This is a genomic window from Paenibacillus sp. FSL H3-0286, from assembly GCF_045040705.1.
GTDB lineage: Bacteria > Bacillota > Bacilli > Paenibacillales > Paenibacillaceae > Paenibacillus_AQ > Paenibacillus_AQ odorifer.
In genome coordinates, this window is record NZ_CP150285.1 from 5,605,197 (window position 1) to 5,627,648 (window position 22,452).

Below are 22,452 nucleotides of genomic sequence, written 5' to 3' on the forward strand. Positions count from 1 at the left end.
TTACCTCCTAAAAGTTTATCGAGCTTAAATTTTCATGCTCCTACGCCCATTTCTCACGCAAAAGGATACCCATTGTAGCACAATCAGCACTTAAATACCAAATCTTTCAAAAGATTTGACTAAACTTATAAGTTCTCCAACCTAAAGCCCTTTGGTGCACCTTAGCATGCACAAGCGCCGAATGTTCGGGACAAACCAAAGGCTTTTTTGCCTTTGGTTTCAGCGTTCGCACACATTTAGCTCCGATCAGAGGCTTTTTTGCCTTTGGTTTCGGCGTTCGCACACGTTCGGCTCGAATCAACGGCATTTTTGCCTCTGTTTTCGGCGTTCGCACACGTTTAGCTCGAATCTGAGGCATTTTTGCCTTTAATTTCAGCGTTCTCTCACATTTGGCTCGCATCAGAGGCATTTTCGCCTCTGTTTTCGGCGTTCGCACACATTTAGCTCCGATCAAAGGCATTTTTGCCTTTGATTTCGACGTCCAGGCACATTTAGCTCGCATCAGAGGCATTTTCGCCTCTGTTTTCGGCGTTCGCTCGCATTTTGCTCCAATCAGAGGCATTTTTGCCTTTAATTTCGACGTCCAGGCACATTTAGCTTCCATCTACGGTATTTTTCCCTTTGTTTTCGAGGCTTCCACACATTTAGCCCCATTCATCGGTATTTATCCCTCTGTTTTCGGCGTCTACGCACATTTGGCTCCAATCAGCGGTATTTATCCCTTTCTTTTCGACGTCTACGCACATTTGACTCCAATCAGCGGCACACGCATTTACCTCTTTGATTTCAACGCTGGCAGTAGAGCTAATTAGTGTGCAACAGGTCCCTCGCAATCAAAGAAACCGGATGCCGCACTATAGCACAGCCTGCAAAATAAAGTTAGCCACAAACAAACCAGCAATTCCATACAACGCAGGTGGCACTTCCTTCCCTTTGCCCAGCGCCAGCTTCACAATTGGGTAGGTAATAAAACCAAAAGCCATACCGTCCACGATGCTATAGGTGAATGGAATCATAACCATGATTAGAAAAGACGGGAACAGCTCGGTCAAATCACTCAAGTCCATCTCACGCACATTTTGTACCATTAGCCCGCCGATCACAATCAGGATCGGTGCGATCGCACTATCGGGAATATAGGATAACAGCGGTAGGAATAAGAAGGTCGCCCCGAATAGAAGCCCTGTCACCAGCGAGGTGAGACCCGAACGCCCGCCCGCAGCTATTCCTGCATTAGATTCTGCAGCGGCCACAACCGGACTGCTTCCGAAAAGACCCGCGGCGATATTAGCAAGCGAGAGCGCACGCAGGCTGCTTTTGAAGCGTTCTGGACGGCCTGCCATCATCGTCTGCGAGGCTACAAGACCGATATTTTCAAATACAACGATTAACAATAACAGGAATACAGCAATCCAGAACACCAGGCTCACAATGCCGCTCCAGTCCATTCCGAAAAATAGGCCGCCATAACCTGAGAATACATGCCCTGAGGCCTGTTTTTCCGGTGCATGTGCAGCTCCCAGCAGATAGGCTAGTCCTGTACCAACCAGCATACTTATCAGCAGGCCTCCGTTAGTTCCCCGGATAAATAACACTAAAGCCAGCAATAAAGTCACACAGGATGTAATAACTGCAGGATCACTAAAATGTCCTATGGCAACAAAAGTAGTCTGATGGGCAATCACTATCCCACTCTTTTGCAGCCCTATAAAGGTCAGAAACAGCCCTATACCGACTGTAATGGCATGCTGCAAGTTTTGGGGAATTGCCTCACTAAGAATACGATAAAGTGATGTGAAGGCCACGATAGCAAATAACACGCCTGTTATAACAACTACAGTAAGCGCCTCTCTCCAGTCCAGTTTCATGGAATGAACAAGCGTATAAGTGAAAAATGCGTTAATCCCCATCCCGGGAACCACGATGATAGGCGTCTTCCCGCCAAAAGCCATCAGCAGACAGCCGGTAATTGCGGTCAACAGTGTAGCCACCATTGCCGGTCTAAGCGGCATCCCCGCATCATGGAGAATCGTCGCATTCACCATAACAATATAAACTGAAGCAAAATAGGAGAGAATCCCTGCAGCCCATTCCCGTTTCCAGTCATTCTCAGGCGCAAGCCCCACACTATTTCGCCAAAAATTCGATTTCATGTACAAAAACCTCCACTGATATTAAGTTCCGCAGGCGGATATTACCCGGATTATAAATCTAATAATCAGCCGTTCATCCCGGTTCAGCTATTATGCCTATTTGTGGCCTGCTTCTTGCAGAACCCGCCTGTTTAACGACAACAAAAGGGCGTACGCAGCCGGATTCCAGCTACTCGCCCTTTTGTCCATTACTCTAATCCTATAACTATAATTGAAACAGCCTCAGCTCAGCAATTCACTTACAAGCTGACGCCTCCAGCCTCAAGCAAATCCCGCACGGCAACGCTGACCATAATTAGGCCGGCTACCGGTGGAACAAATGAATTGCTGGCTGGCGGTTGTTTCGCTTTACGTCGATCCGGCGCATTCTCCGGAACAATCTTGTCCGTAACATCCTGACGTGGCTTCATTGGCGGCTCCGTAGAGAAAACCACCTTCACGCCTTTCTTAATCCCATCCTTACGCAGCTTCTGGCGAATGACCCGGGCAATCGGATCATACGTTGTTTTGGAAATGTCCGCTACCTGGAATCTTGTAGGATCCATTTTGTTGGCAGCGCCCATGCTTGAGATCATAGGAATTCCACGTGCCAGACATTCTTTAATCAAATGGACCTTGTAGATAATCGTATCCGAGGCATCAATCACATAATCCGGTTTCAGCTTGAACAGTTCCTCATAGGTTTCTTCCGTATAGAACATGTTCAGCGCAATCGCTTCACATTCCGGATTAATCAGCTTCACACGGTCTACCATCAGTTCGGCCTTCTTTTGCCCAACCGTTGTAGTAAGTGCGTGGATCTGCCGATTCACATTGGTAATGTCGACGGAATCCTTATCAATCAGAATCAGTCTGCCGATCCCGCTACGAGCCAATGCCTCAACAGCCATACCGCCAACACCGCCGATACCAAGTACCGCTACTGTGCTGTTCTTCATAATCTCCAGACCTTCCGGTCCGATCGCCAGTTCCGTACGTGAGAACTGATGCAGCATGAGGTCAGCCTCCTTCAAAAGCTATGGCGAAGCAGAAATCTGCCTCGCCCGCTTTATTTAATTATTCTTTTTCTTTTTCTTTCTTTGGTTTAAGAGCCAGCTTAATATGCAGTTGCTCCAATTGTGAACCGTCTACTGGTGCAGGTGCATCCATAAGCAGGTCCGTTGCACTTGCCGTTTTCGGGAATGCGATGGTTTCGCGCAGATTTGTACGGCCCGCCAGCAGCATGATTAGACGATCTAAACCGAAGGCAATACCACCATGTGGAGGTGTACCATATTCGAACGCATCCATCAGGTAACCAAATTTCTCGTAAGCAACCTCATCTGAGAAGCCGAGAGCTTGGAACATTTTTTCCTGTACTTCACGTTTGTAAATCCGCATGGAGCCGCCGCCTACTTCATAACCGTTCAGAACGATATCGTAGGCTTGTGCACGAATTGCACCTGGATCTGTGTCGAACAGATGCAGATCCTCTTCACGTGGACGAGTGAACGGATGGTGTTCTGCTACATAACGTTTCTGATCTTCATCATAACCAAGCAATGGGAAGTCAGTCACCCAAGCGAACTTGAACACGTTATCGTCGATCAGACCCAGCTGACGTCCGATTTTGACACGAAGGGCACCTAGAACGTCCGCTACAACCTTTTTGGTATCAGCGGAGAACAACAGTAGGTCGCCTTCTTCAGCGCCTGTACGCTCCTTCACAGCGGCAATTTCTTCTTCAGTGAAGAATTTGACAATCGGCCCTTTGAACTCGCCGTCTTTCACTTGAATCCAAGCCAAACCTTTCGCTCCATAACGCGCAGCATAAGGTCCGAGATCATCGATTTCTTTACGAGTCCAAGTCCCACAGCCTTTAGCATTTAGACATTTCACTTCTCCGCCTTTTTCGATCACGGAAGCGAATACCTTTACGCCACTTGTGGCAACAATATCGTTCATTTCCACAAGCTCTAATCCAAAACGCAGGTCAGGTTTGTCTGAACCGTATTTGCCCATAGCCTCAGCATAAGTCAAACGTTGGAATGGAAGTTGAATATCCGCTCCTACAGTTTCTTTAAACAGACGTTGCATCAGGTTCTCCATCATGCCAAGCAGCTCATCCTGAGACAGGAATGAAGTCTCGATGTCCACTTGTGTAAATTCCGGTTGACGGTCAGCACGCAAATCTTCATCACGGAAACAACGAGCAATTTGATAATAGCGTTCAACGCCACCCACCATCAATAGCTGCTTGTAGATTTGTGGAGATTGTGGCAATGCGAAAAATTCGCCTTCATGCACACGGCTTGGCACCAAATAATCACGCGCACCTTCCGGTGAGCTCTTAGTTAGGATTGGTGTTTCTACATCAATAAATCCTTCACTGTCAAGGAAATCGCGGAAAATCTTAGAAGCTTTCGAGCGTAGCAACAATGTTTTTTGCATTTCTGGACGACGCAGATCCAGGTAACGATATTTCAGGCGAAGAGATTCGTCTACTTCCACTCCATCTTCGATGAAGAATGGAGGGGTCTTAGCAGCGTTCAGCACTTCGATATCTGTAATTTGAACTTCAATCTCACCTGTTGGCAGATTGCGGTTAATGGTTTCTTCATCACGTTTAACCACTTTTCCTTTGACAGCCAAAACATACTCACTGCGAACCTTATCCGCAATTTGCAGTGCTTCGCCGGAGTAGTCCGGGTTGAATACAACTTGCACAATACCGCTTCTGTCACGCAGGTCAATAAAAAGTACGCCCCCAAGGTCGCGGCGGGTCTGGACCCATCCGTTCAAAGTTACCGTTTGTCCAATATGTTCTGGTGTTAATTGCCCACAGTTATGACTTCTTTGCATAATTCACCATTCCCCTTTTTATTTAAAAATACATTTCTACTTAAAAAGTCTTCTTCTATACCAACGCCTGAGCCAGCTCTTCGAGCTTCACAGTCTGCTGTTCCCCTGTGCTCATCGACTTCAGCGCAATTACACCATTCTTCAGCTCGTCTTCGCCAAGAATCGCAGTATAACGTGCCGACATACGGTCAGCTGACTTCATCTGCGCCTTCATCTTCCGGCCGAGGTAGTCGCGTTCTGCCGAGAACCCTTGGCTACGCAGAAAGTATAGCTGCTTGGAGATTTCAATGTCAGCCTCATCGCCAAGAGCTACAAAATACACATCCAGTGGCTTCGCAGTCTCCAGCTCTACCTTCTGATCTTCCAGAATAAGAAGAATACGCTCCAGCCCGATCCCAAAACCAATACCCGGTTGATCCGGTCCACCGATTTCTTCAACCAAACCGTTGTAACGGCCTCCGCCGCCTACGGTATCAATAGAGCCAATGCCAGCTGCTTTATATTCAAACGCAGTATGCGTGTAATAATCCAAACCACGTACAAGACGAGGATTAATCGTGAACTCCACACCCATGATGTCGAGATGCATCTTAACCTTCTCAAAATGAGTTATGCATTCATCATCCAAACTGTCCAAAATGGAAGGCGCATCTGTAAATTTATCCTGATCCACCTTGCAATCCAGCACACGAAGCGGATTACGCTCGATTCGACGCTGACAGTCACTGCAGAGGTTATCCTTCATCGGTCTAAGGAATCCCAGCAGCTTCTCCCGGTAAGCCGCACGGCTTGGTGCATTACCCACGGAATTAAGCTCCACTCTTACATCCTTAAGACCTAGATCCTTATAGAATTGATAGCCCATAGAGATTACTTCTGCATCAATAGCCGGATCCACGGCCCCAAACGCCTCAATCCCAAACTGATGGAACTGGCGATATCTTCCGGCCTGCGGACGCTCATAACGGAACATAGGACCGATATAATACAGCTTGCTTACATCAGGTTCACCGTATAGCTTGTTCTGAACGTAAGCCCGCACGACACCAGCCGTTCCTTCTGGACGAAGAGCCAAATCACGGTCGCCTTTGTCCTTGAACGTATACATTTCGCCTTCCACAATATCCGTTGTTTCGCCTACTCCACGTTCGAATAACCCTGTGTGCTCAAACATAGGTGTGCGAATTTCCCGGTAGTTAAAACGGCGGCATAAATCTCTGGCCTTCCCCTCAATATACTGCCATTTCTCCACAGCACCCGGAAGCACGTCCTGCGTTCCTGTTGGTTTCTCGAATCTTTCTTTAGCCACAGTCTATCCCTCCTAAAAAATAACCCCTCTAAAGCTGTTCTCTTCATCTGTTTCTATTGCAGAAAAAGCAAAAAATCCCTCGCCCTGTTTTATAAAAAAACAGGGACGAGGGATTATCATAACCAATAATACACCACGTGGTACCACCCACATTCCGGATCAGTAAAAATATACTGAAGCCGCTCAAAGCGGTTAACGCCCGCCTACGCGTAAACGGCTACTGATCGCGGCAATCAACATTGCCCACTTTCGCCGTACGTTCTCGGGGAGGTCATTCATTCGCTCATCAACAGAATCCTTGCAGCCAAGCGATACCGGTTCATCATCCACTTAAGTAGATGTCATCCGAATCGACAAGGGATTCTTCTCTGGAGTTGTGGGTTCTCGAATTACTTGGTCCCGTCATCAAAACCATATGATAAAATCGTATATTGTTAACATTCTACTGAACTACTGCATTAAAGTCAAGGTAGTAAAAAGGATGCCTGGTATAAATTTTGACAGCTTCCGAGTTTTTTATTCAGCAATTATATTGTAACAAAAAAATGACCTGCAGCCGAATGCTGCAGGTCCATCATCATATATTATTAAAAAGGGGGTCATGCCTTTATTATAAACACACTATATTAAGGAATCATGTACGTAATATTACGATTATATTACATTCCATGAAAGCGGTTTATTTTTAATAGAATACTATTCGAATTGTTCAACATAGGCCCCTTTGCCCCGAAGGATTTCCACAACTTCATTATAATTTTCTTCTGCTATACTTAGCTCCATCACATAACGAAGTTCACTTAAATCCCCATCTTCGAGATCTCCTTCTGCCACGTTCGCACTAACCTGATCTTCATTCACACTATAATGTGTTTCAGGGTCAGCCCGAGTGTCGGAAGCGGCAATGCCAGGAACCAGCATAGCTCCAGCTGCAGGTGTGCTAGCCGTTCCAAGCGTTCCAGTTGTGCCTGCGACTACAGATGCACTATCCAGTGGAATGATTGGAAACAGAATATTACGATCATTGCCGATAGGGTCTGTGAGTGGCCAAACCTCCAAGCCATCCACCTTATAGCTAATCAATGCTGTTTTTGCGCCTTCTGCTTCATTTTCAGTTCTGAAATACGCTTGGATTTTTCTGCTCATTGCCATTACCTCCTTGGATTATAAGACTCTAAAATAAAAAATGCTTATTTATTTCAGGACCTTCAATATTTCACGAACAAATGCAGGCTCATCTTTTGGTGTACGCGAAGTAATGTAATTGCGATCAACCACTACTTCCTCATCCTTAAACTCCGCGCCGGCATTCACAACATCATCCTTCAGCGGAGGATAAGAGGTAATGGTGCGTCCCTTAAGCAAGTCTGCACTGATCAGAATTTGCGGTCCGTGGCAAATAGAGGCGATAGGCTTGCCTGCTTCATTTGCTTCTTTTACAAACTTCAAAATATCAGCATTTTGCCGTAAATTCTCGGGGGAAGAACCACCCGGGATGACAATCGCGTCATAATCACTTGCTTGAACATCGGCGATCGCCTTGTCTGCTGCGTAGGAGACTTCTTTCTTTTTACCTAGCAAGGTCTCCCCTTTTTTCAAACCAATAATGTCAGCTTGATGTCCTGCCTTTATAATTTCATCATAAGGAACCTTCATTTCAGAATCTTCAAAATCATTAGCCAGTAAGAAAGCAACGTTACTCATGTAATAGTTTCTCCTCTCTGTCTTTAGCAATTAATGATGTTCTAATTATTCTTTCTTGTGGTCTATTACCCTTATGAGGATGCTTTCTAACCTTTAATCGGAAAAAAGGCTTCCTTCACAACACCGAAAAAGCCGCATTTTCCACCCGCTTCAGGTACGCGGCAAGAGATTGCGGCTTCTTCCTTTCATCACTAGTGGTTCGGTCTCGCCGTCTAGCTTTTTGGCTAATGCACAGGCTTCCATAGGACTCCCAGTCGGTAGTGCCGGGATACTTCTCCATACCCATGCCTTCTGTGATTGTCTCATTCTTAAACTCCTGCCTTATGCGTGATATCTGCCTGCATTTAGTTTATCCAGCCCAAAGAAGCTCTATCCGCATAAAAAAAAGATGTCGAAAGTTAGCTCCGGCCAGAAGCAATCTTCGACATCCTCTATTTCGTTAGCTGCGGCTATCCAGAATGAGAGTAACTGGGCCCCAATTGGTCAGCGACACATCCATCATCGCTCCAAATATGCCCGTCTCCACCTGAAGACCTCCAGCTCTAAGCTCTTGATTAAAATAATCATAAAGACGCTCGGCCTCCGCAGGAGCTGCAGCTCCCATGAAATTCGGCCGTCTTCCCTTACGGCAATCTCCGTATAAAGTAAACTGGGACACTGAAAGAATAGCTCCGTTAGTATCCGTGACACTATAGTTCATTTTGCCAGCATCATCTTCAAAAATACGCAGTCCAGCTATTTTATCCGCTAAATATTTGGCATCCTTCTCTGTATCTTCATGGGTAACGCCGACAAGCAGCATCAGGCCATTGCCAATCGCTCCGGTCACTGTCTCATCCACGGTTACTTTGGCGTCCTTACAACGCTGTACTACAACTCTCATCGCACTACTTCGCTCCTTGCCTTATTGCATGATCCGATTCACTGTATATACATCCTTGACTCGTTTCACTTTATCTACAACGGATTGCAGATGCTCCGTATTACGAATAAGGATGGTCATATGAATCATTGCCATCTTATTCTTGTCAGAGCGCCCAGTGACCGCTGAAATGTTCGTTTTGCTCTCGGACACAGCCTGCAGTACTTCATTGAGCAGTCCATTGCGATCATGGCCTGTAATCTCAATATCCACACTATAATTTGCTTCCATCGTGCCTTCCCATTCCACTTCAATCACTCTAGCTGCTTCTTCTCCGTCACCTTCACCCGGAATGTTAGGACAATCCTGGCGGTGTACAGATACGCCCCGGCCCCGTGTAACATAACCTACAATGTCGTCACCCGGAACCGGGTTGCAACATCGTGCAAAACGAACAAGTAAGTTTTCAATTCCTTTTACACTAACGCCATTGGTGGGTTGATTTCGTCTCTCGCCGGAAGACTTGATCTCCTTCATCTCTGAAGTAAGCTCCAAGTGGTTAGCAGCTTCTTCCTGCTCCTTGCGCAGCTTCTCCGTCAAACGGGAGGCAATCTGCGAAGCGGTAATCCCACCAAAACCAACGGCAGACAACATATCCTCTACATCATTAAAAGCAAATTTTTTCGCAGCTTCCAACAGTTTTTCATCAGAAATCCACTCGGAAACTTCAACATTCAGGCGCTTCAGCTCACGTTCAATCGCTTCGCGACCTTTTTCGACATTTTCCTCACGTTTTTCTTTTTTGAACCATTGTTTAATTTTGCTTCTTGCGTGAGAGGATTGTGCAATTTTGAGCCAGTCACGGCTAGGTCCGTAAGAATGCTTAGACGTCAAAATCTCAACAATATCGCCCGTCTTCAGCTTGTGATCAAGCGGCACGATCCGCCCATTCACCTTGGAACCAATCGTACGATTGCCCACTTCTGTATGAATGCGGAACGCGAAATCAAGAGGCACAGAACCGGCAGGAAGCTCAATAACCTCACCTTTAGGAGTAAATACAAACACGAGGTCTGAGAAAAAATCCATTTTTAGTGATTTTACGAACTCTTCGGCATCCTTAGCTTCATGCTGCAGCTCCAATATTTCGCGAAAGAAAGGCATCCGATTCTCCGGATTAGCATTATTACTGCTGCCTTCTTTGTATGCCCAGTGTGCGGCTATCCCGTATTCTGCCGTGCGGTGCATTTCCCAGGTGCGAATTTGCACCTCAGTAGGCTCTCCGCCTGGTCCTACCACAGTAGTATGCAGAGATTGATACATATTGGCTTTTGGCATAGCTATATAATCTTTAAAACGCCCCGGCATTGGCTTCCATAAGGTATGAATAATTCCAAGGGTTGCATAACAGTCCTTGATATTATCCACAATGATACGAATGGCCAGCAGGTCATAAATTTCATTAAACTGCTTATTTTTTGTGCTCATTTTGTTATAAACACTGTAAATATGCTTCGGGCGACCGGAAAGATCACCTTCAATGCCCATTTCATCCAGCTTGGCACGAATACGGCCAATTACGCTGTCGATAAATTGCTCACGTTCAGCCCGCTTCTTATGCACCAGATTAGCAATCCGGTAATACTGCTGCGGGTTCAAGTAACGAAGCGCAATATCCTCCATCTCCCACTTAATCGCGGAAATCCCCAGCCGGTCAGCTACAGGACAGAAGATCTCCAACGTCTCATAAGAAATACGGCGCTGGCTCTCTTCAGATTGGTATTTTAACGTTCGCATATTATGCAGACGGTCCGCCAGTTTAATGACAATGACCCGGATATCCTGGGCCATAGCAATAAACATTTTGCGGTAATTCTCGTTCTGCTGCTCTTCCTTTGAGCGAAAGCGAATACGTTCCAGCTTCGTTAAGCCGTCAACAAGCATTGCGCAGGTATCGCCAAATTTAGCGCGGATTTGTTCCAGTGAGACCGTCGTATCTTCCACCACATCATGCAAAAGCGCTGCAACAATAGATATAACATCCATTTGCATATTGACGACAATATCTGCCACCGCCAGCGGATGCAGAATGTATGGCTCCCCCGACTTGCGGATCTGCCCGTGATGAGCCTGATCGGCAAATTCATAAGCTTCCCGGATGCGGAGAAGATCTTTATCTTTTATATAGGCGCCAGCCTTATCAATTAATCGCTCAATGCCCATTCTCGTCGTATCCGATTCCTTTCTATAATAAAATGAACCCGCAACTGTTCAAAAATCTGCAGGTTCCAATCATTTCATTTGTCCAAGCTTACTTACGCCCTTATTCAAAGTTGTCTATAATTATGAGGCTTAAGGAGGATTACGTCAACACTTGCCATCTCATGGTATTCCAGAAGTAAAACTAATTAAATTCGGACAAATTAATAACACTTGTGAAAATGTTGTTGTAAAAAAGCCAAGTTCTATTTAATCTAGTAAAGGCGGATTTTCGCCGGACAACCTAATATCAGATAAGAAAGAGGAGTGAACTCCATTGCAACGCGAAATTCAAGTTAACGAAAAACTTCCATGGGGCCCAGGCTTTCTATTAAGTCTCCAGCATTTGTTTGCCATGTTTGGCAGTACAGTGCTAGTGCCTAACTTGTTCGGGGTCGACCCTGGAATGATTTTGCTTATGAATGGTATCGGTACATTGCTGTACATTTGGATCTGTCGTGGTAAAATCCCTGCGTACCTTGGTTCCAGCTTTGCCTTTATTGCACCGGTATTGTCAGTACTCAGTCGTTACCCAAATGATCACATGAAAGGATACTCGCTTGCTTTGGGTGCTTTTATCGTCACTGGTATTATATTCGTGCTCGTGGCATTGATCATTCGTTATGCAGGAACCAAATGGATTGATGTTGTTTTCCCTCCAGCAGTAATGGGAGCTATCGTAGCTACGATCGGACTTGAACTTGTACCTGTTGCCGCACGAATGGCAGGACTTATTGCTCCTGAAGGCGTTGCAGTTGCAGACTGGACTCCAGATGGCAAAACAATCGCACTTTCTATGGTGACACTTGGTGTAACTGTAATTGGAGCTGTACTCTTCCGCGGTTTTCCAAAAATCATTCACATCCTTATTGGTATCGTCACTGGTTATGGTTTAGCATATATTTTGAAAATGGTGGATACCGCTGCTATCTCTAATGCAAAATTTTTAGCGCATCCTTCCATTGTTACTCCTTCATTTGATTGGAATGTAATATTCACTATTATCCCGGTATCATTAGTTGTTATTGTTGAGCATATTGGACATTTACTTGTTACAAGCAATATTGTCGGCAGAGACTTGGCAAAAGATCCTGGACTTGACCGCTCTCTGATGGGGAACGGGATATCTACAATTATCTCCGGTTTTATCGGTTCTACTCCAAATACAACCTACGGTGAAAATATCGGGGTTATGGCGTTGACTAAAGTATATTCGGTATATGTAATCGGCGGCGCAGCGGTGATTGCTATTCTGCTTTCATTCTCTGGTACTTTCTCCTCCGTCATCGCTAATATTCCAACCCCTGTAATGGGTGGTGTATCCCTGTTGCTGTTTGGTGTAATTGCGGCTTCCGGATTACGTATTTTCGTTGAGCAAAAAGTTGATTTTTCCAAGGCTACGAACATGATCATGGCTACGTTGGTACTCGTTGTCGGAATCAGTGGTACAACCCTTACTATGGGCAACGTTAAACTAAGTGGTATGGCGCTGGCTACAATTGTTGGTATCGTATTGGCATTGTTCTTCAAACTCATTGAAGTGCTTGGACTGTCTAATGATGGCGGAGAAAGTGATAAAACTGCCCATTAATCGATTGTAAAAATAGAATTTTAAAAAAGCTGCTCCAACATCCATTTATGGACTTGGGCAGCTTTTTTTATTAACGCAGATACAAAACAGCAACTCTCCGCCACAAGGCAGACAGCTGCTGTTATTATCTTACATTTTCCAATTAATGTTTAACTTCCACACTTTGCGTCACGCGCTAATCTTTGCACTTTTCAGCATAATTCGAGCGCCGAATCCCCGTTTATTTCCCGGGAAAAGACAAACTTTACAAGATTAATCCTCGTAATTCACCAAGGAAAGAACTTCAACTCCAGAAAGCTTATTACGCCCAGCAAGCTCAACCAGCTCAATCAGAAAAGCAGCACCTACCACTTTACCGCCAAGCTGTTCTACAAGGTTAACCGAAGTAGCAATGGTTCCACCAGTAGCCAATAAATCATCAGCGATCAATACTTTTTGACCAGGCTTGATAGCATCTGTGTGAACAGCAAGGGTGTCCTTGCCATACTCAAGATCATAACCTACCTCTATAGTTTCATATGGAAGCTTACCGCTTTTACGAATCGGCACAAAACCTACCCCCATCGCATAAGCAAGAGGTGCTCCAACTACGAAGCCACGTGCTTCTGGTCCAGCGATAACGTCGATTTCCAAGTGCGCTACGAGAGCTTTCAACGCGTCAATCGCTTGGCGGTAAGCCTCACCGTCTTTAAGCAATGTGGTGATATCTTTAAAACTAATACCTTCTTTAGGGAAATCAGGAATCACACGAATACTATCTTTAAAATCCAAATTTATCATCTCCTATAAGTTTTGTAAGCATAAGCTACAGTGATTTCAGATCGGCAAAACTTGCTTCGTAAGCATTCGCTTTGTTATATGAGCGTTGCATTTTTATACACCGTTGGGTACGCTCAGCATCTCATATTTGCATGGATTATGATACGCCTAAACGACGCGATAACATCCAGTCCTGTAACTCTGACAGGCTGCCCTCCATGAAGTATTGCTCCATCTCCGCCATCTGTCCCAGTCGGACAAAATGACTCGATGCTGTCAGACTTTTAGCTACTGGCTGAGTAATAAACGCCACACTTCCCTGACTTCTTTTAATAAAATCAAGCTCCTCAAACACATCAAGCATGTTGTTAAGCATGCGGATACTTAACGAGGACTGGCGGCTTAACCGCAGCAAAACTTCGTTCTCAGGCGTTGCAACTGAGGTGATCGAAGCCAACAGTTTATATAGTATTTTGAAATGATCCCGTGTCGGAGTAATAAGTCGTTCTCGGCCATCCTTGATAGAATGCAATAACGCAATATTATCAGCATTAGGGAAGGTTTGGAGTAGCGCATCCAGTTGTTCAGGAGTCTCCGGCATATCCAGTAAGCATAACAGAGAGACATGCCCTGCTTCCTGAAGGGGCTCATCCTTAACAGCAGCGCTAATGCCAGCTTCTTTATCATATACCCATAAAGACATTCCTATCAATTCACTTGCAGACTTACTACGTCCGTTCTGAAACACTGCAGCAGCTCGATACGGACCCGCACCGCTATAAGGAAGAAGTAGTTCTCTAATATGTGCGGCTTGCCGTACGGCGTCAGCAGCACCACGAAGATCGAATATCTGAGCATCCTGCACAGATAAATCCTGCAGCATCAGCTGTGATTTGCGTGAGCCATTCCATTCATTGATCGACAGCTCAGCTAACACGTTGATCGTAGTACCCGCCGGTAGCAGCCTGGATAAAGCGCCTTTGCCAAAAGCCAAGGCTTCAATGCTGTTTTTCCCCTGCTGCAATACAATCTTCAGGTGTTTTCCATCTTGACCCATTGTACGTGTCTCTTTCACGGTAGCCCCACGAATAATAAACTTCGGCAACGGATTAGACATTCCGAAAGGTGCAAGCCTTTCCAATTCTAACGCGGTCTGCAGTGATAAATCTGAGATTGACACCTCTGCATCAGCGGAAGCAACAGGAACGAAATGCTCTGGCGTTAACACCCCGGACGCATATTCATTTAATGCTGCAGCAAAGGCTTCTAATCCATCCCGATGCAGGCTCATTCCCGCAGCGGCTGGATGACCTCCAAAATGATCCATTAAATCAGAACAAGAAGAAAGTGCAGCGTAGATATCAAGTCCAGGTATGGAGCGAGCAGAACCTTTGCACATTCCGGTCTCTGGATGTATATCCAGAATGATCACAGGCCGATAATAACGCTCCAGCAGTTTGGAAGCCACTATACCTACTACACCTACATTCCAGCCATGATCAGCAAGAACAATGATGTCTGGGATTTCGCCACCCTGTGTCATCTGCTCCAGCTTGGCAGTGGCCTCAACAACAATTCTTTCTACCACCAATTGGCGTTCTTTGTTAAGCAGGTCAAGCTCTCCAGCTAGCTGCTCACCCTCAGCCGCATGCTCGGTAGTGAGGAGGGATACAGCCCGTCCAGCATGGTCCAGGCGACCACTGGCATTGATGCGCGGCGCCATGCCAAAAGCGATATTGACCGCACTCACAGTGCTCATATTCACACCACTGACAGCGAGTAAGGCACGAATCCCCGGGAAACTTGAATGCCGCATACTTTCCAAGCCATTTCTAACAATCTCACGGTTCTCGCCAAGCAGCGGCATTAAATCCGCAACCGTTCCTATCGCTGCAATCTCTGCCCATTCTGTGGGAGTCTCTTCCCCTAGAATAGCCTGAGCAAGCTTATAAGCCACACCTACACCTGCTAATCCTTTGAACGGATAAGGGCAGTCTGGCAGCTTGGGATTAATAAGCGTATAGGCCTCTGGCAAAAGCTCAGGAGGTTCATGGTGATCCGTAACGATCACATCGATCCCCAGTTCATTAGCGTAAGCAACCTGATGATAAGCGCTAATGCCAGTATCTACTGTAATGATTAAGGAGACACCTTGCTGTAAAGCCCAATCCAGGGCATGATTATGCAGCCCATAACCCTCATTAGAGCGGTGTGGGATATAAATATCAAAGGAAGCGCCTAAATAGCGCAGCAGATGAATCATAAGTGCTGTGCTGGACACCCCGTCGGCATCATAATCGCCATAAATAAGAATATGTTCTTCATCTTTTAAAGCCTTTCTAATTCTAGGAACCGCTTCAGCCATTCCTTTGAGTAGGAACGGATCATGCTGTTCTTCCTCACTGCCATCCATAAAGCTTAGAGCTTCATGAGGCGTGTTCATTCCTCTATTTACTAATAGTGAGGATAAGAGTGGAGAAATAGAAAGGCTCCGGGCCATATCCCTAACTGTGTCGGGATTGGCTGCCGGAGATTGCCATCTTGTTTTTGAATAAAGCAATAGAACTCACCTTTCTCTCACCTTGCAAACTACTGAAGCAACGTAGGAATATCATTATCCGGCAATTCATAATTGCTTTTGTACGGATAGCCGGGATCATAAGGAACAACGTCCATATGCACCTCACCGACATGAACAAACCGGTGCTGCAGCAGCTTCCTAGCGCATTCCGAAATATCCTGTGCTTCCATCACCGTAATCCGCGGATTCACACTGATTTTCACTTGAAGATTCACATAATTCCCTTGCTCAAGTGCCTTCAAATGTTCTACGCGAATGACGCCATGAACACGTTGCACTGTTTCAATAAAATTAGCGGCTTCCTCCGAAGGAAGCTCCTGCGCGTTTTTAGTGTTAATAGAGCTAGCAATGAGTGAATAGCCTTTACGAAGAATTAAAACTCCGGTTAAGAGCGCGGCAATAGGATCCATATAAGATAGAGGATGCCAATAGGTACCACCCATGGATAACGAAATTCCGACTAATACTGTGATAGATGTATATAAGCTGAAACGATGACTATTAACATATGCAGCATGACTGCCATCACCTATTTTTTTAAAGTAGCGATATTGATATTGAAAAACAGCTTCTTTAAACACAATAGATACTAAGACGGTTACAAACGCCAGCTGTCCGTGTGTAGATGATTTTCCATCTGTTAAGTCGCGGATTGCAGAGAATGCGATCTGCAGTCCCCCCATAAGAATAAATACCGAAAAAAGTATAGCCAGCAGCGGCTCCTTAGTGCCCCGCCGTTCTTCGATCCGTTGCTTACTCTTTCTCCCTTGCTCAGAGCGCCACGGAAGAATATCCGCCAGTTTAGCTGCTGCATCTGCTCCGGAATACAAAGCATCCCCCATTAATGCCTTGCTCCCTGAAATATAGCCAAAACTCCCCTTAGCTACTGCCAAAGTAACATCGCTAATGATCCCTGTCCAAGCAACCGTCTCGCTTTGCGGTGATCGTTCTTTATTCATACGAGGCCCTCCTTACCAATAGCAAGTAATCTCATGATGATTCAATACACATGACATGACCCTAAAGATTTCGAAAGCCGCGTCGCATTTGACGCGGCTTTCTTAAACGTATAAGAAAAGTAGAACTTCGATGCTAATTTCTTCTAACCTTTATTCGGGCTGCTCTTCACTTTAACCTTCTCACGCTTTTTAAGCACTAACCAGAGTGGACTTGCAATAAAGATGGAAGAGTAAGCTCCGAAGAGCAAACCGATTACCATCGCAAGCGAGAACATCTTAATCGACTCGCCTCCGAACAATAACAGGAAGAACGCCGCAATAAATACGGTAAATGCAGTATAGAGAGAACGCATGAGCGTTTGAGCCACACTTTTGTTCACAAGGTGTTTCAAGTCTTCATAAGTTTTCTGTTTACCAAAACGTAAATTCTCACGGATACGGTCAAAGATAACGATCGTATCATTGATGGAATAACCGATGATCGTAAGCACCGCTACAATGAACGTCAAATCCACTTCCAAGCGGAAGATAGAGAAGAGCGCGACTACGATAAAGGCATCATGGAGCAAGGCCACAATCGATGCCACGGCGAAACGCCATTCAAAACGAATACTTACATAAATAATAATCCCCAGACAAGAAATCAGAACTGCATAAATAGCATTACGTGCCAATTCTTTAGCCATTTCAGTGTCCACGGTGTTAATTTCAAATGATGCTTTGTCATCCAGCTTAAGGATTTCAGCTTTTAGGGCTTCATCTTGAGCCTCATCAAGAACTTCGTCATAACGAATATTCACACGCTGATCACCAAACGAAATCGTCGGTTCATGATCGACATCGATTGCACTAGTTGCAGTCTTAACCTGATCCAAGTTCAAATTCTTGGATAGGGAGATGTCCACATTAGATCCAGCTTTAAAGTCAACGCTGTAATTCAGGCCAAATGTCGCCAGGAAAATCAATCCTGCTACTGTCAATGCGATAGAGAAAATATAGAAATATTTACTCAAATGTACGAAATCAAGCTCTTTCTTAAAGCGCACGGATTTCACTCTCCTTAACACCGAAGCTCTTCGGTTTGTTCAGCTTACCCGCTTTGACAAGCTGGCTAAGCAACCAGTGGGAGAAATAAAGATTCGTGGCGATACTCAGCACGATTTCTACAATCAGCACCAATGCAAAGCCTTTGACCGCACCTGTACCGAAGGCAAACATAACTGCTGCCACAATAATAGTAGTCACATTGGAGTCCATTACTGTCCGGAAAGAGGATTTATTCCCTGCCTTAACGGAGGACAGTATACTTTTTCCACTGCGCATTTCTTCCCTTATCCGTTCGTTGGTAATGATATTAGCATCGACCGCCATACCTATACCCAGAATAAATGCGGCTATACCAGGCAGCGTCAAGGTGAAGTCCGCGAAGACGAAGACCGCAATTAGCGCCCATGTATGCAAGAGCAAGGCAAAACTAGCCAAAAGACCTGGCAAACGATACATTCCGATCATGAAAATAAGGATAATCACAGAAGCCAGCAGACCTGCTCGAATCGTTTGATCAAGCGATTGCTTACCCAGGGTAGCACCCACACTTTGGGAATATTTCTCCGTCAGCTTCAGTGGCAATGCACCTAGGTTAATCGTGTCTGCAAGTTCGCGCGCTTCCTTAATTGTATAGTTACCAGAAATAGAAGCACTGCCATCGGTAAGTACTGCTTGTACCGTAGGGTCAGATAGTTTGTTCTCATCCAAGTAAATTGCGAGATTCTTTCCCAAGAGACGTTTAGTAATCTCTGCAAATTTGTCCTTGTCCTTAATCTTGATGCTGATGATTGGCTGATTCAGGTTATCCCGTCCAACTTCTGCAGCACCTTCAACAAAATCACTACCTACCAGTTCGATTTTGCTGTAAGTTCCCTCAGCGTCACCTTCAGCAGCACTACGGAAAGTCAGAACTGCAGGTTCCTTCATTTTTTTACGAACCTCGGCTTCATCCGTTACGCCCGCAATTTTCAAACGGATACGGTCCGTACCTTCAGTAGTTACCTCTGGTTCACTTGTTCCGAGCGCATTCGCCCGTTTTTCTAAGCTTTCCGCTGTCTTCAGCAGAGAAGCTCGGGACAATGCTGCTCCCGCTTCCATAGGCTCAGCATGATACAAAATCTCAAATCCGCCTTTCAGGTCAAGACCAAGTCTAACCTTGTCCAGCAGTCCAGGAGTAGTAAATGCCATAACGCCTGTCAAAACGAGCACGGTAATAAAAAAGCCCATTAGTCTCTTCATGCTCTAGCTAGTTCCCCTTTCATTAACTCAATATTCCTATTATAGCTACACGCGAAATGACCGTCAATTCACAGCATTGATAGAGCTATACTCACACAAAGAAACGGCCGCCCCTGCCTAAATCAGCAAGACATCCGTTTTAATAGGAGATGTGGAGTTATTATTCTCTTACTTTACTGCTTTATCAGGCAGTTCGCAAAAAGAAATATGTGGTTTATTGTTCAGTTCAACCCCCGATAGGCCGCAATAGTCAAATAATTCATGTAACTATTGGCTTTCAAGGAATAAATGTCGTTTACCAGCTTATGTAGGGGAGGCAAGCCTTCCTTATCATAATTACGGCTGATGCAATCCCAAATATCCTTGCTGGTTACATACTCATAGCCGAGGAGCCGGAATTCTTCAGCTTTGCTGCGGCACATGGCTTCGATTTCTTCACTATGTTGATCATGATTCCACTGTTCCGATTCCACGTGTTGACACCTCCAAAGATCGCTCATGTTCGTATGCTCACCATAGATATTCGACTCTTGTTCTTCGCTTTCCTTCTTCCGTCACAAAAAGTTAATGCCACTAAAACAAGGCATGCCGAGATAGGGGTACAGCATATCCATAAGAATAGACAAGTTCGCCAGCGTTTTATTTCATTTTGGGAAGAAGGCGTGACCTTTGAAGAAACAGAGCTTTATACAAGGAACTTTAATCTTGCTAGCCGCCGGCATCATTAATCGGATGCTTGGATTTATTCCCCGGATTGCTTTACCCCGTATTATCGGAGCAGAAGGTGTGGGTCTGTATCAGCTCGCGTATCCTTTTTTTCTTGTGCTGGTTACTGTCATTACAGGCGGGATTCCACTGGCGATAGCCAAGATGGTGGCGGAAGCAGAAGGAGAGAATCGGCCTGAAAAATCACGGCTGATTTTACGTACTGGACTTGCTCTTAGTATTGGACTTGCAATCTTCTTTACATTGGTTGCTTTGGTAAGTGCCTCATGGGTCTCCAATGTTATCTTAACAGACCATCGAGTTTATTATACGTTTATTGCCATGATCCCAATGATTGGGATTGTCGCCGTATCTGCAATTTACCGCGGTTATTTCCAAGGCAAGCAGAACATGATACCATCGGCGCTCTCCTCCATCTTCGAATCTTTAGTTCGAATATTCTTTATGCTCTGGTTCTCCTGGTTGTTGCTTCCTAAGGGTATTGCTATGGCGGCGGCTGGAGCGATGTTAGGTGTGACGGTAGGAGAAATTGGCGGAATGTTAGCGATTCTGTGGCAATATTATGTCATTACTAAAAAAGATAAAAAGCAGACAAATCCGACTCCAGAGCAACCCGCTCTCGAGCCGGAGGTTATCCCATCTGATACACAAGGTGTGAAAGCCAACTCCCCCATATTACGGCGGTTACTAGGCATATCCATTCCCGTTACAGCAAGTCGGCTTGTAGGCTCTTTTTCTTATCTGCTGGAATCTATTATTACTGTGCGCAGTCTCGCCTTGGCAGGTATAGCCGCTGCTGCCGCTACAGCTCAGTACGGGTCTTTACAAGGGATGGTTGTTCCTTTATTGCTGCTGCCCGGGGCATTAACCTCTTCACTTGCTGTGTCTCTGGTTCCTTCCATATCAGAAGCTGCGGCAAGAAAGGACTTGCCCACCATTCACAAGCGTATGCATCAAGCGTTGCGGCTTGCGCTGGTAACAGGGGCTCCTTTTGCTGTTCTTATGTATATCCTGGCGGTTCCGCTATGCAATTTGTTATATGGTAACGCGGATACAGCTCCTATGCTGAAGCTCATGGCTCCATTCGCCTTGTTCATTTATGTTCAAGCTCCTTTACAAGCTGCGCTGCAAGCTATGGATCGACCGGGCAGGGCACTCATCAATACCTTAATTGGAGCAGTAGTCAAAATCATTCTGATCGTAATACTGGCATCGCAACCTGAATATGGAATTTACGGCGCCATCATAGCCATTATTGTGAACAGCATTCTGGTTACGCTGCTTCACGGATACAGTGTGGTCAGTCTTATTTCATTATCTTTAAGAGTAACCGAAACCATAAAAACCTTATGTGCAATGGTCATTATGGGAGCGGGCGTGCATTATGTATACACTTCCATTCCCATTGCAGATGTACAATGGATTCAATTTATATTTGCCTCTGCGATAGGAATGGTCCTGTATTTCGGAATCAGTCTGTTAGCTGGCCTTATCTCAATTCGTGATTTGGACCGTCTGCCGTTTATCAAACGCAGGCTCTAAAAAGCTATCTGTTGTCCAAACGGTCGACATAAATTCTGCCCTTATGATCTATGGAGCATAGAAATACATTTTTGAAATCAGATACTCCTTTTTGACGAATTTGAGTTCTTAACCAAAATCTGGTTTTTCCAATCATCTCTAAATTCTGATCCTGCACCTTGCCATCCATAATCAGAGGGATTGGAAGTCCTTCATATCTGATCTTATTCTTCGGCAGCTCTATCTTACGGTTCTTATTTCCTTTATTATCGTCACTCTTTTTATGCTCAGCAGCTGCACTGCTATTGCCTGATGGGTTAGAGGATGAACTCCCCTTCTCTTTCTCGAATACCGTTAGCTGTCCACTAGGCTCCAGGATTGCAAATTCCACGTCAGCAGGACTGGCGATGTTCTGTCCACGCAACTGCTGCAGCAGATCATCAATATTATATCTCTGCCTACGCATTTCGCCCCGGTGCAGCTTGCCGCCAGAAATGAGTATGCTCGGTTTGCCGTCCATTAAAAGTCTGAGCTTTCTGCTCTTAAGACTGAGCTGAGCCACAATTACCTGTATCAACACCAATGTTGCCATCGGAACGACTCCTTCATAGATCGGCCGATTAATATCCTCAAGCACAAAAACAGCAATCTCAGCAATCATGATGGAGATCGTTAGATCAAATACAGACAGCTTACCTATTTCCCTCTTCCCCATGATGCGCATACACAGGAATATGAAGAAATACATCAGCACGGTCAAGAAAATATGGGTAGAGATATGCTGGAACATATAGCTTCGCTCCCCTCCATTCTCACCCGCAGACTTGTTTTCCCGGGTGGATTAATGTAACCCTATTCTGACCGCTCTGTGCAGGGAACATTCGGAAGCCGGCATATTAAT

Annotated in this window: 20 protein-coding genes; 2 read left to right on the forward strand and 18 right to left on the reverse strand. The window is 45.4% G+C overall.

The window, feature by feature from the left end; all coding sequences use genetic code 11:
• Positions 1–106 precede the first annotated feature (106 nt).
• The 11 genes from MHB37_RS25085 to MHB37_RS25135 form a co-directional block, all read right to left on the reverse strand.
• Entirely contained in the window at positions 107–604 is a 498-nt protein-coding gene (locus tag MHB37_RS25085) for a hypothetical protein (protein WP_405168650.1), read from the reverse strand.
• Between the two features lie 250 nt (positions 605–854).
• Complete coding sequence (locus tag MHB37_RS25090; RefSeq protein WP_036677630.1) at positions 855–2,153, reverse strand: NCS2 family permease; 1,299 nt, start codon at positions 2,151–2,153, stop codon at positions 855–857.
• 239 nt (positions 2,154–2,392) lie between these two features.
• Positions 2,393–3,148, reverse strand: coding sequence for a ThiF family adenylyltransferase (locus tag MHB37_RS25095; protein ID WP_076130395.1), 756 nt, complete (start codon positions 3,146–3,148; stop codon positions 2,393–2,395).
• 61 nt (positions 3,149–3,209) lie between these two features.
• The gene (gene aspS, locus MHB37_RS25100; RefSeq protein ID WP_076193219.1) at positions 3,210–4,994 is read right to left on the reverse strand and encodes an aspartate--tRNA ligase; all 1,785 of its coding nucleotides are present in this window, start codon (positions 4,992–4,994) and stop codon (positions 3,210–3,212) included.
• A gap of 55 nt (positions 4,995–5,049) precedes the next feature.
• The gene (hisS, locus tag MHB37_RS25105; protein WP_076281194.1) at positions 5,050–6,303 is read right to left on the reverse strand and encodes a histidine--tRNA ligase; all 1,254 of its coding nucleotides are present in this window, start codon (positions 6,301–6,303) and stop codon (positions 5,050–5,052) included.
• 192 nt (positions 6,304–6,495) lie between these two features.
• Entirely contained in the window at positions 6,496–6,633 is a 138-nt protein-coding gene (locus tag MHB37_RS25110; RefSeq protein WP_175617365.1) for a hypothetical protein, read from the reverse strand.
• A 366-nt stretch (positions 6,634–6,999) separates the two neighbouring features.
• A complete protein-coding gene (locus MHB37_RS25115; RefSeq protein ID WP_036677637.1) occupies positions 7,000–7,449 on the reverse strand; it encodes a hypothetical protein in 450 nt (149 codons plus the stop codon).
• A gap of 48 nt (positions 7,450–7,497) precedes the next feature.
• Positions 7,498–8,007, reverse strand: a complete 510-nt coding sequence (locus MHB37_RS25120; RefSeq protein ID WP_076105448.1) for a type 1 glutamine amidotransferase domain-containing protein — start codon at positions 8,005–8,007, stop codon at positions 7,498–7,500.
• 150 nt (positions 8,008–8,157) lie between these two features.
• A complete protein-coding gene (locus MHB37_RS25125) occupies positions 8,158–8,313 on the reverse strand; it encodes a hypothetical protein (protein ID WP_175617366.1) in 156 nt (51 codons plus the stop codon).
• Between the two features lie 133 nt (positions 8,314–8,446).
• Positions 8,447–8,890 (reverse strand): D-aminoacyl-tRNA deacylase, encoded by a 444-nt coding sequence (dtd, locus tag MHB37_RS25130; protein ID WP_036677641.1) that lies wholly within the window; start codon positions 8,888–8,890, stop codon positions 8,447–8,449.
• A gap of 21 nt (positions 8,891–8,911) precedes the next feature.
• Positions 8,912–11,092 (reverse strand): bifunctional (p)ppGpp synthetase/guanosine-3',5'-bis(diphosphate) 3'-pyrophosphohydrolase, encoded by a 2,181-nt coding sequence (locus MHB37_RS25135; RefSeq protein WP_036677643.1) that lies wholly within the window; start codon positions 11,090–11,092, stop codon positions 8,912–8,914.
• A gap of 313 nt (positions 11,093–11,405) precedes the next feature.
• On the opposite strand from MHB37_RS25135, the gene uraA reads away from it, so the two are divergent.
• Positions 11,406–12,719: a uracil permease gene (gene uraA / locus MHB37_RS25140; RefSeq protein ID WP_038572987.1), complete on the forward strand. Its 1,314-nt coding sequence runs from the start codon at positions 11,406–11,408 to the stop codon at positions 12,717–12,719.
• 252 nt (positions 12,720–12,971) lie between these two features.
• Here uraA and MHB37_RS25145 read toward each other — a convergent pair whose 3' ends face one another.
• The 6 genes from MHB37_RS25145 to MHB37_RS25170 form a co-directional block, all read right to left on the reverse strand.
• Positions 12,972–13,490 (reverse strand): adenine phosphoribosyltransferase, encoded by a 519-nt coding sequence (locus MHB37_RS25145; protein ID WP_036677647.1) that lies wholly within the window; start codon positions 13,488–13,490, stop codon positions 12,972–12,974.
• Between the two features lie 145 nt (positions 13,491–13,635).
• Positions 13,636–16,038, reverse strand: coding sequence for a single-stranded-DNA-specific exonuclease RecJ (gene recJ / locus MHB37_RS25150; RefSeq protein ID WP_405168651.1), 2,403 nt, complete (start codon positions 16,036–16,038; stop codon positions 13,636–13,638).
• Positions 16,039–16,067: 29 nt separating this feature from the next.
• Positions 16,068–17,018 carry a cation diffusion facilitator family transporter gene (locus MHB37_RS25155; RefSeq protein WP_036677651.1) on the reverse strand — a complete coding sequence of 317 codons (951 nt, stop codon included), beginning with the start codon at positions 17,016–17,018 and terminating at the stop codon, positions 16,068–16,070.
• A gap of 143 nt (positions 17,019–17,161) precedes the next feature.
• Positions 17,162–18,064: a protein translocase subunit SecF gene (secF, locus tag MHB37_RS25160; RefSeq protein ID WP_052097271.1), complete on the reverse strand. Its 903-nt coding sequence runs from the start codon at positions 18,062–18,064 to the stop codon at positions 17,162–17,164.
• Positions 18,054–19,304, reverse strand: a complete 1,251-nt coding sequence (gene secD, locus MHB37_RS25165; protein ID WP_036677653.1) for a protein translocase subunit SecD — start codon at positions 19,302–19,304, stop codon at positions 18,054–18,056. The genes secF and secD overlap by 11 nt, the downstream gene beginning before the upstream one ends.
• A 221-nt stretch (positions 19,305–19,525) precedes the next feature.
• Positions 19,526–19,777 (reverse strand): post-transcriptional regulator, encoded by a 252-nt coding sequence (locus MHB37_RS25170; RefSeq protein WP_036677655.1) that lies wholly within the window; start codon positions 19,775–19,777, stop codon positions 19,526–19,528.
• A gap of 196 nt (positions 19,778–19,973) precedes the next feature.
• Here MHB37_RS25170 and spoVB point away from each other — a divergent pair, with 196 nt between their 5' ends.
• Positions 19,974–21,572 (forward strand): stage V sporulation protein B, encoded by a 1,599-nt coding sequence (spoVB, locus tag MHB37_RS25175; RefSeq protein ID WP_076130398.1) that lies wholly within the window; start codon positions 19,974–19,976, stop codon positions 21,570–21,572.
• A 4-nt stretch (positions 21,573–21,576) separates the two neighbouring features.
• On the opposite strand, the gene MHB37_RS25180 is transcribed toward spoVB, so the two are convergent.
• Positions 21,577–22,341, reverse strand: coding sequence for a DUF421 domain-containing protein (locus MHB37_RS25180; RefSeq protein ID WP_076130399.1), 765 nt, complete (start codon positions 22,339–22,341; stop codon positions 21,577–21,579).
• Positions 22,342–22,452 lie beyond the last annotated feature (111 nt).

What these genes read in the sequence shown, in the direction of transcription:
- dtd (WP_036677641.1), bottom strand. Translation starts at nt 8,890, where the DNA reads ATGAGAGTTGTAGTACAGCGTTGTAAGGACGCCAAAGTAACCGTGGAT.
- secD (WP_036677653.1), bottom strand. Translation starts at nt 19,304, where the DNA reads ATGAAGAGACTAATGGGCTTTTTTATTACCGTGCTCGTTTTGACAGGC.
- MHB37_RS25090 (WP_036677630.1), bottom strand. Translation starts at nt 2,153, where the DNA reads ATGAAATCGAATTTTTGGCGAAATAGTGTGGGGCTTGCGCCTGAGAAT.
- aspS (WP_076193219.1), bottom strand. Translation starts at nt 4,994, where the DNA reads ATGCAAAGAAGTCATAACTGTGGGCAATTAACACCAGAACATATTGGA.
- MHB37_RS25085 (WP_405168650.1), bottom strand. Translation starts at nt 604, where the DNA reads ATGGAAGCTAAATGTGCCTGGACGTCGAAATTAAAGGCAAAAATGCCT.
- MHB37_RS25095 (WP_076130395.1), bottom strand. Translation starts at nt 3,148, where the DNA reads ATGCTGCATCAGTTCTCACGTACGGAACTGGCGATCGGACCGGAAGGT.
- MHB37_RS25155 (WP_036677651.1), bottom strand. Translation starts at nt 17,018, where the DNA reads ATGAATAAAGAACGATCACCGCAAAGCGAGACGGTTGCTTGGACAGGG.
- MHB37_RS25125 (WP_175617366.1), bottom strand. Translation starts at nt 8,313, where the DNA reads ATGAGACAATCACAGAAGGCATGGGTATGGAGAAGTATCCCGGCACTA.
- MHB37_RS25180 (WP_076130399.1), bottom strand. Translation starts at nt 22,341, where the DNA reads ATGTTCCAGCATATCTCTACCCATATTTTCTTGACCGTGCTGATGTAT.
- MHB37_RS25115 (WP_036677637.1), bottom strand. Translation starts at nt 7,449, where the DNA reads ATGAGCAGAAAAATCCAAGCGTATTTCAGAACTGAAAATGAAGCAGAA.
- MHB37_RS25120 (WP_076105448.1), bottom strand. Translation starts at nt 8,007, where the DNA reads ATGAGTAACGTTGCTTTCTTACTGGCTAATGATTTTGAAGATTCTGAA.
- MHB37_RS25135 (WP_036677643.1), bottom strand. Translation starts at nt 11,092, where the DNA reads ATGGGCATTGAGCGATTAATTGATAAGGCTGGCGCCTATATAAAAGAT.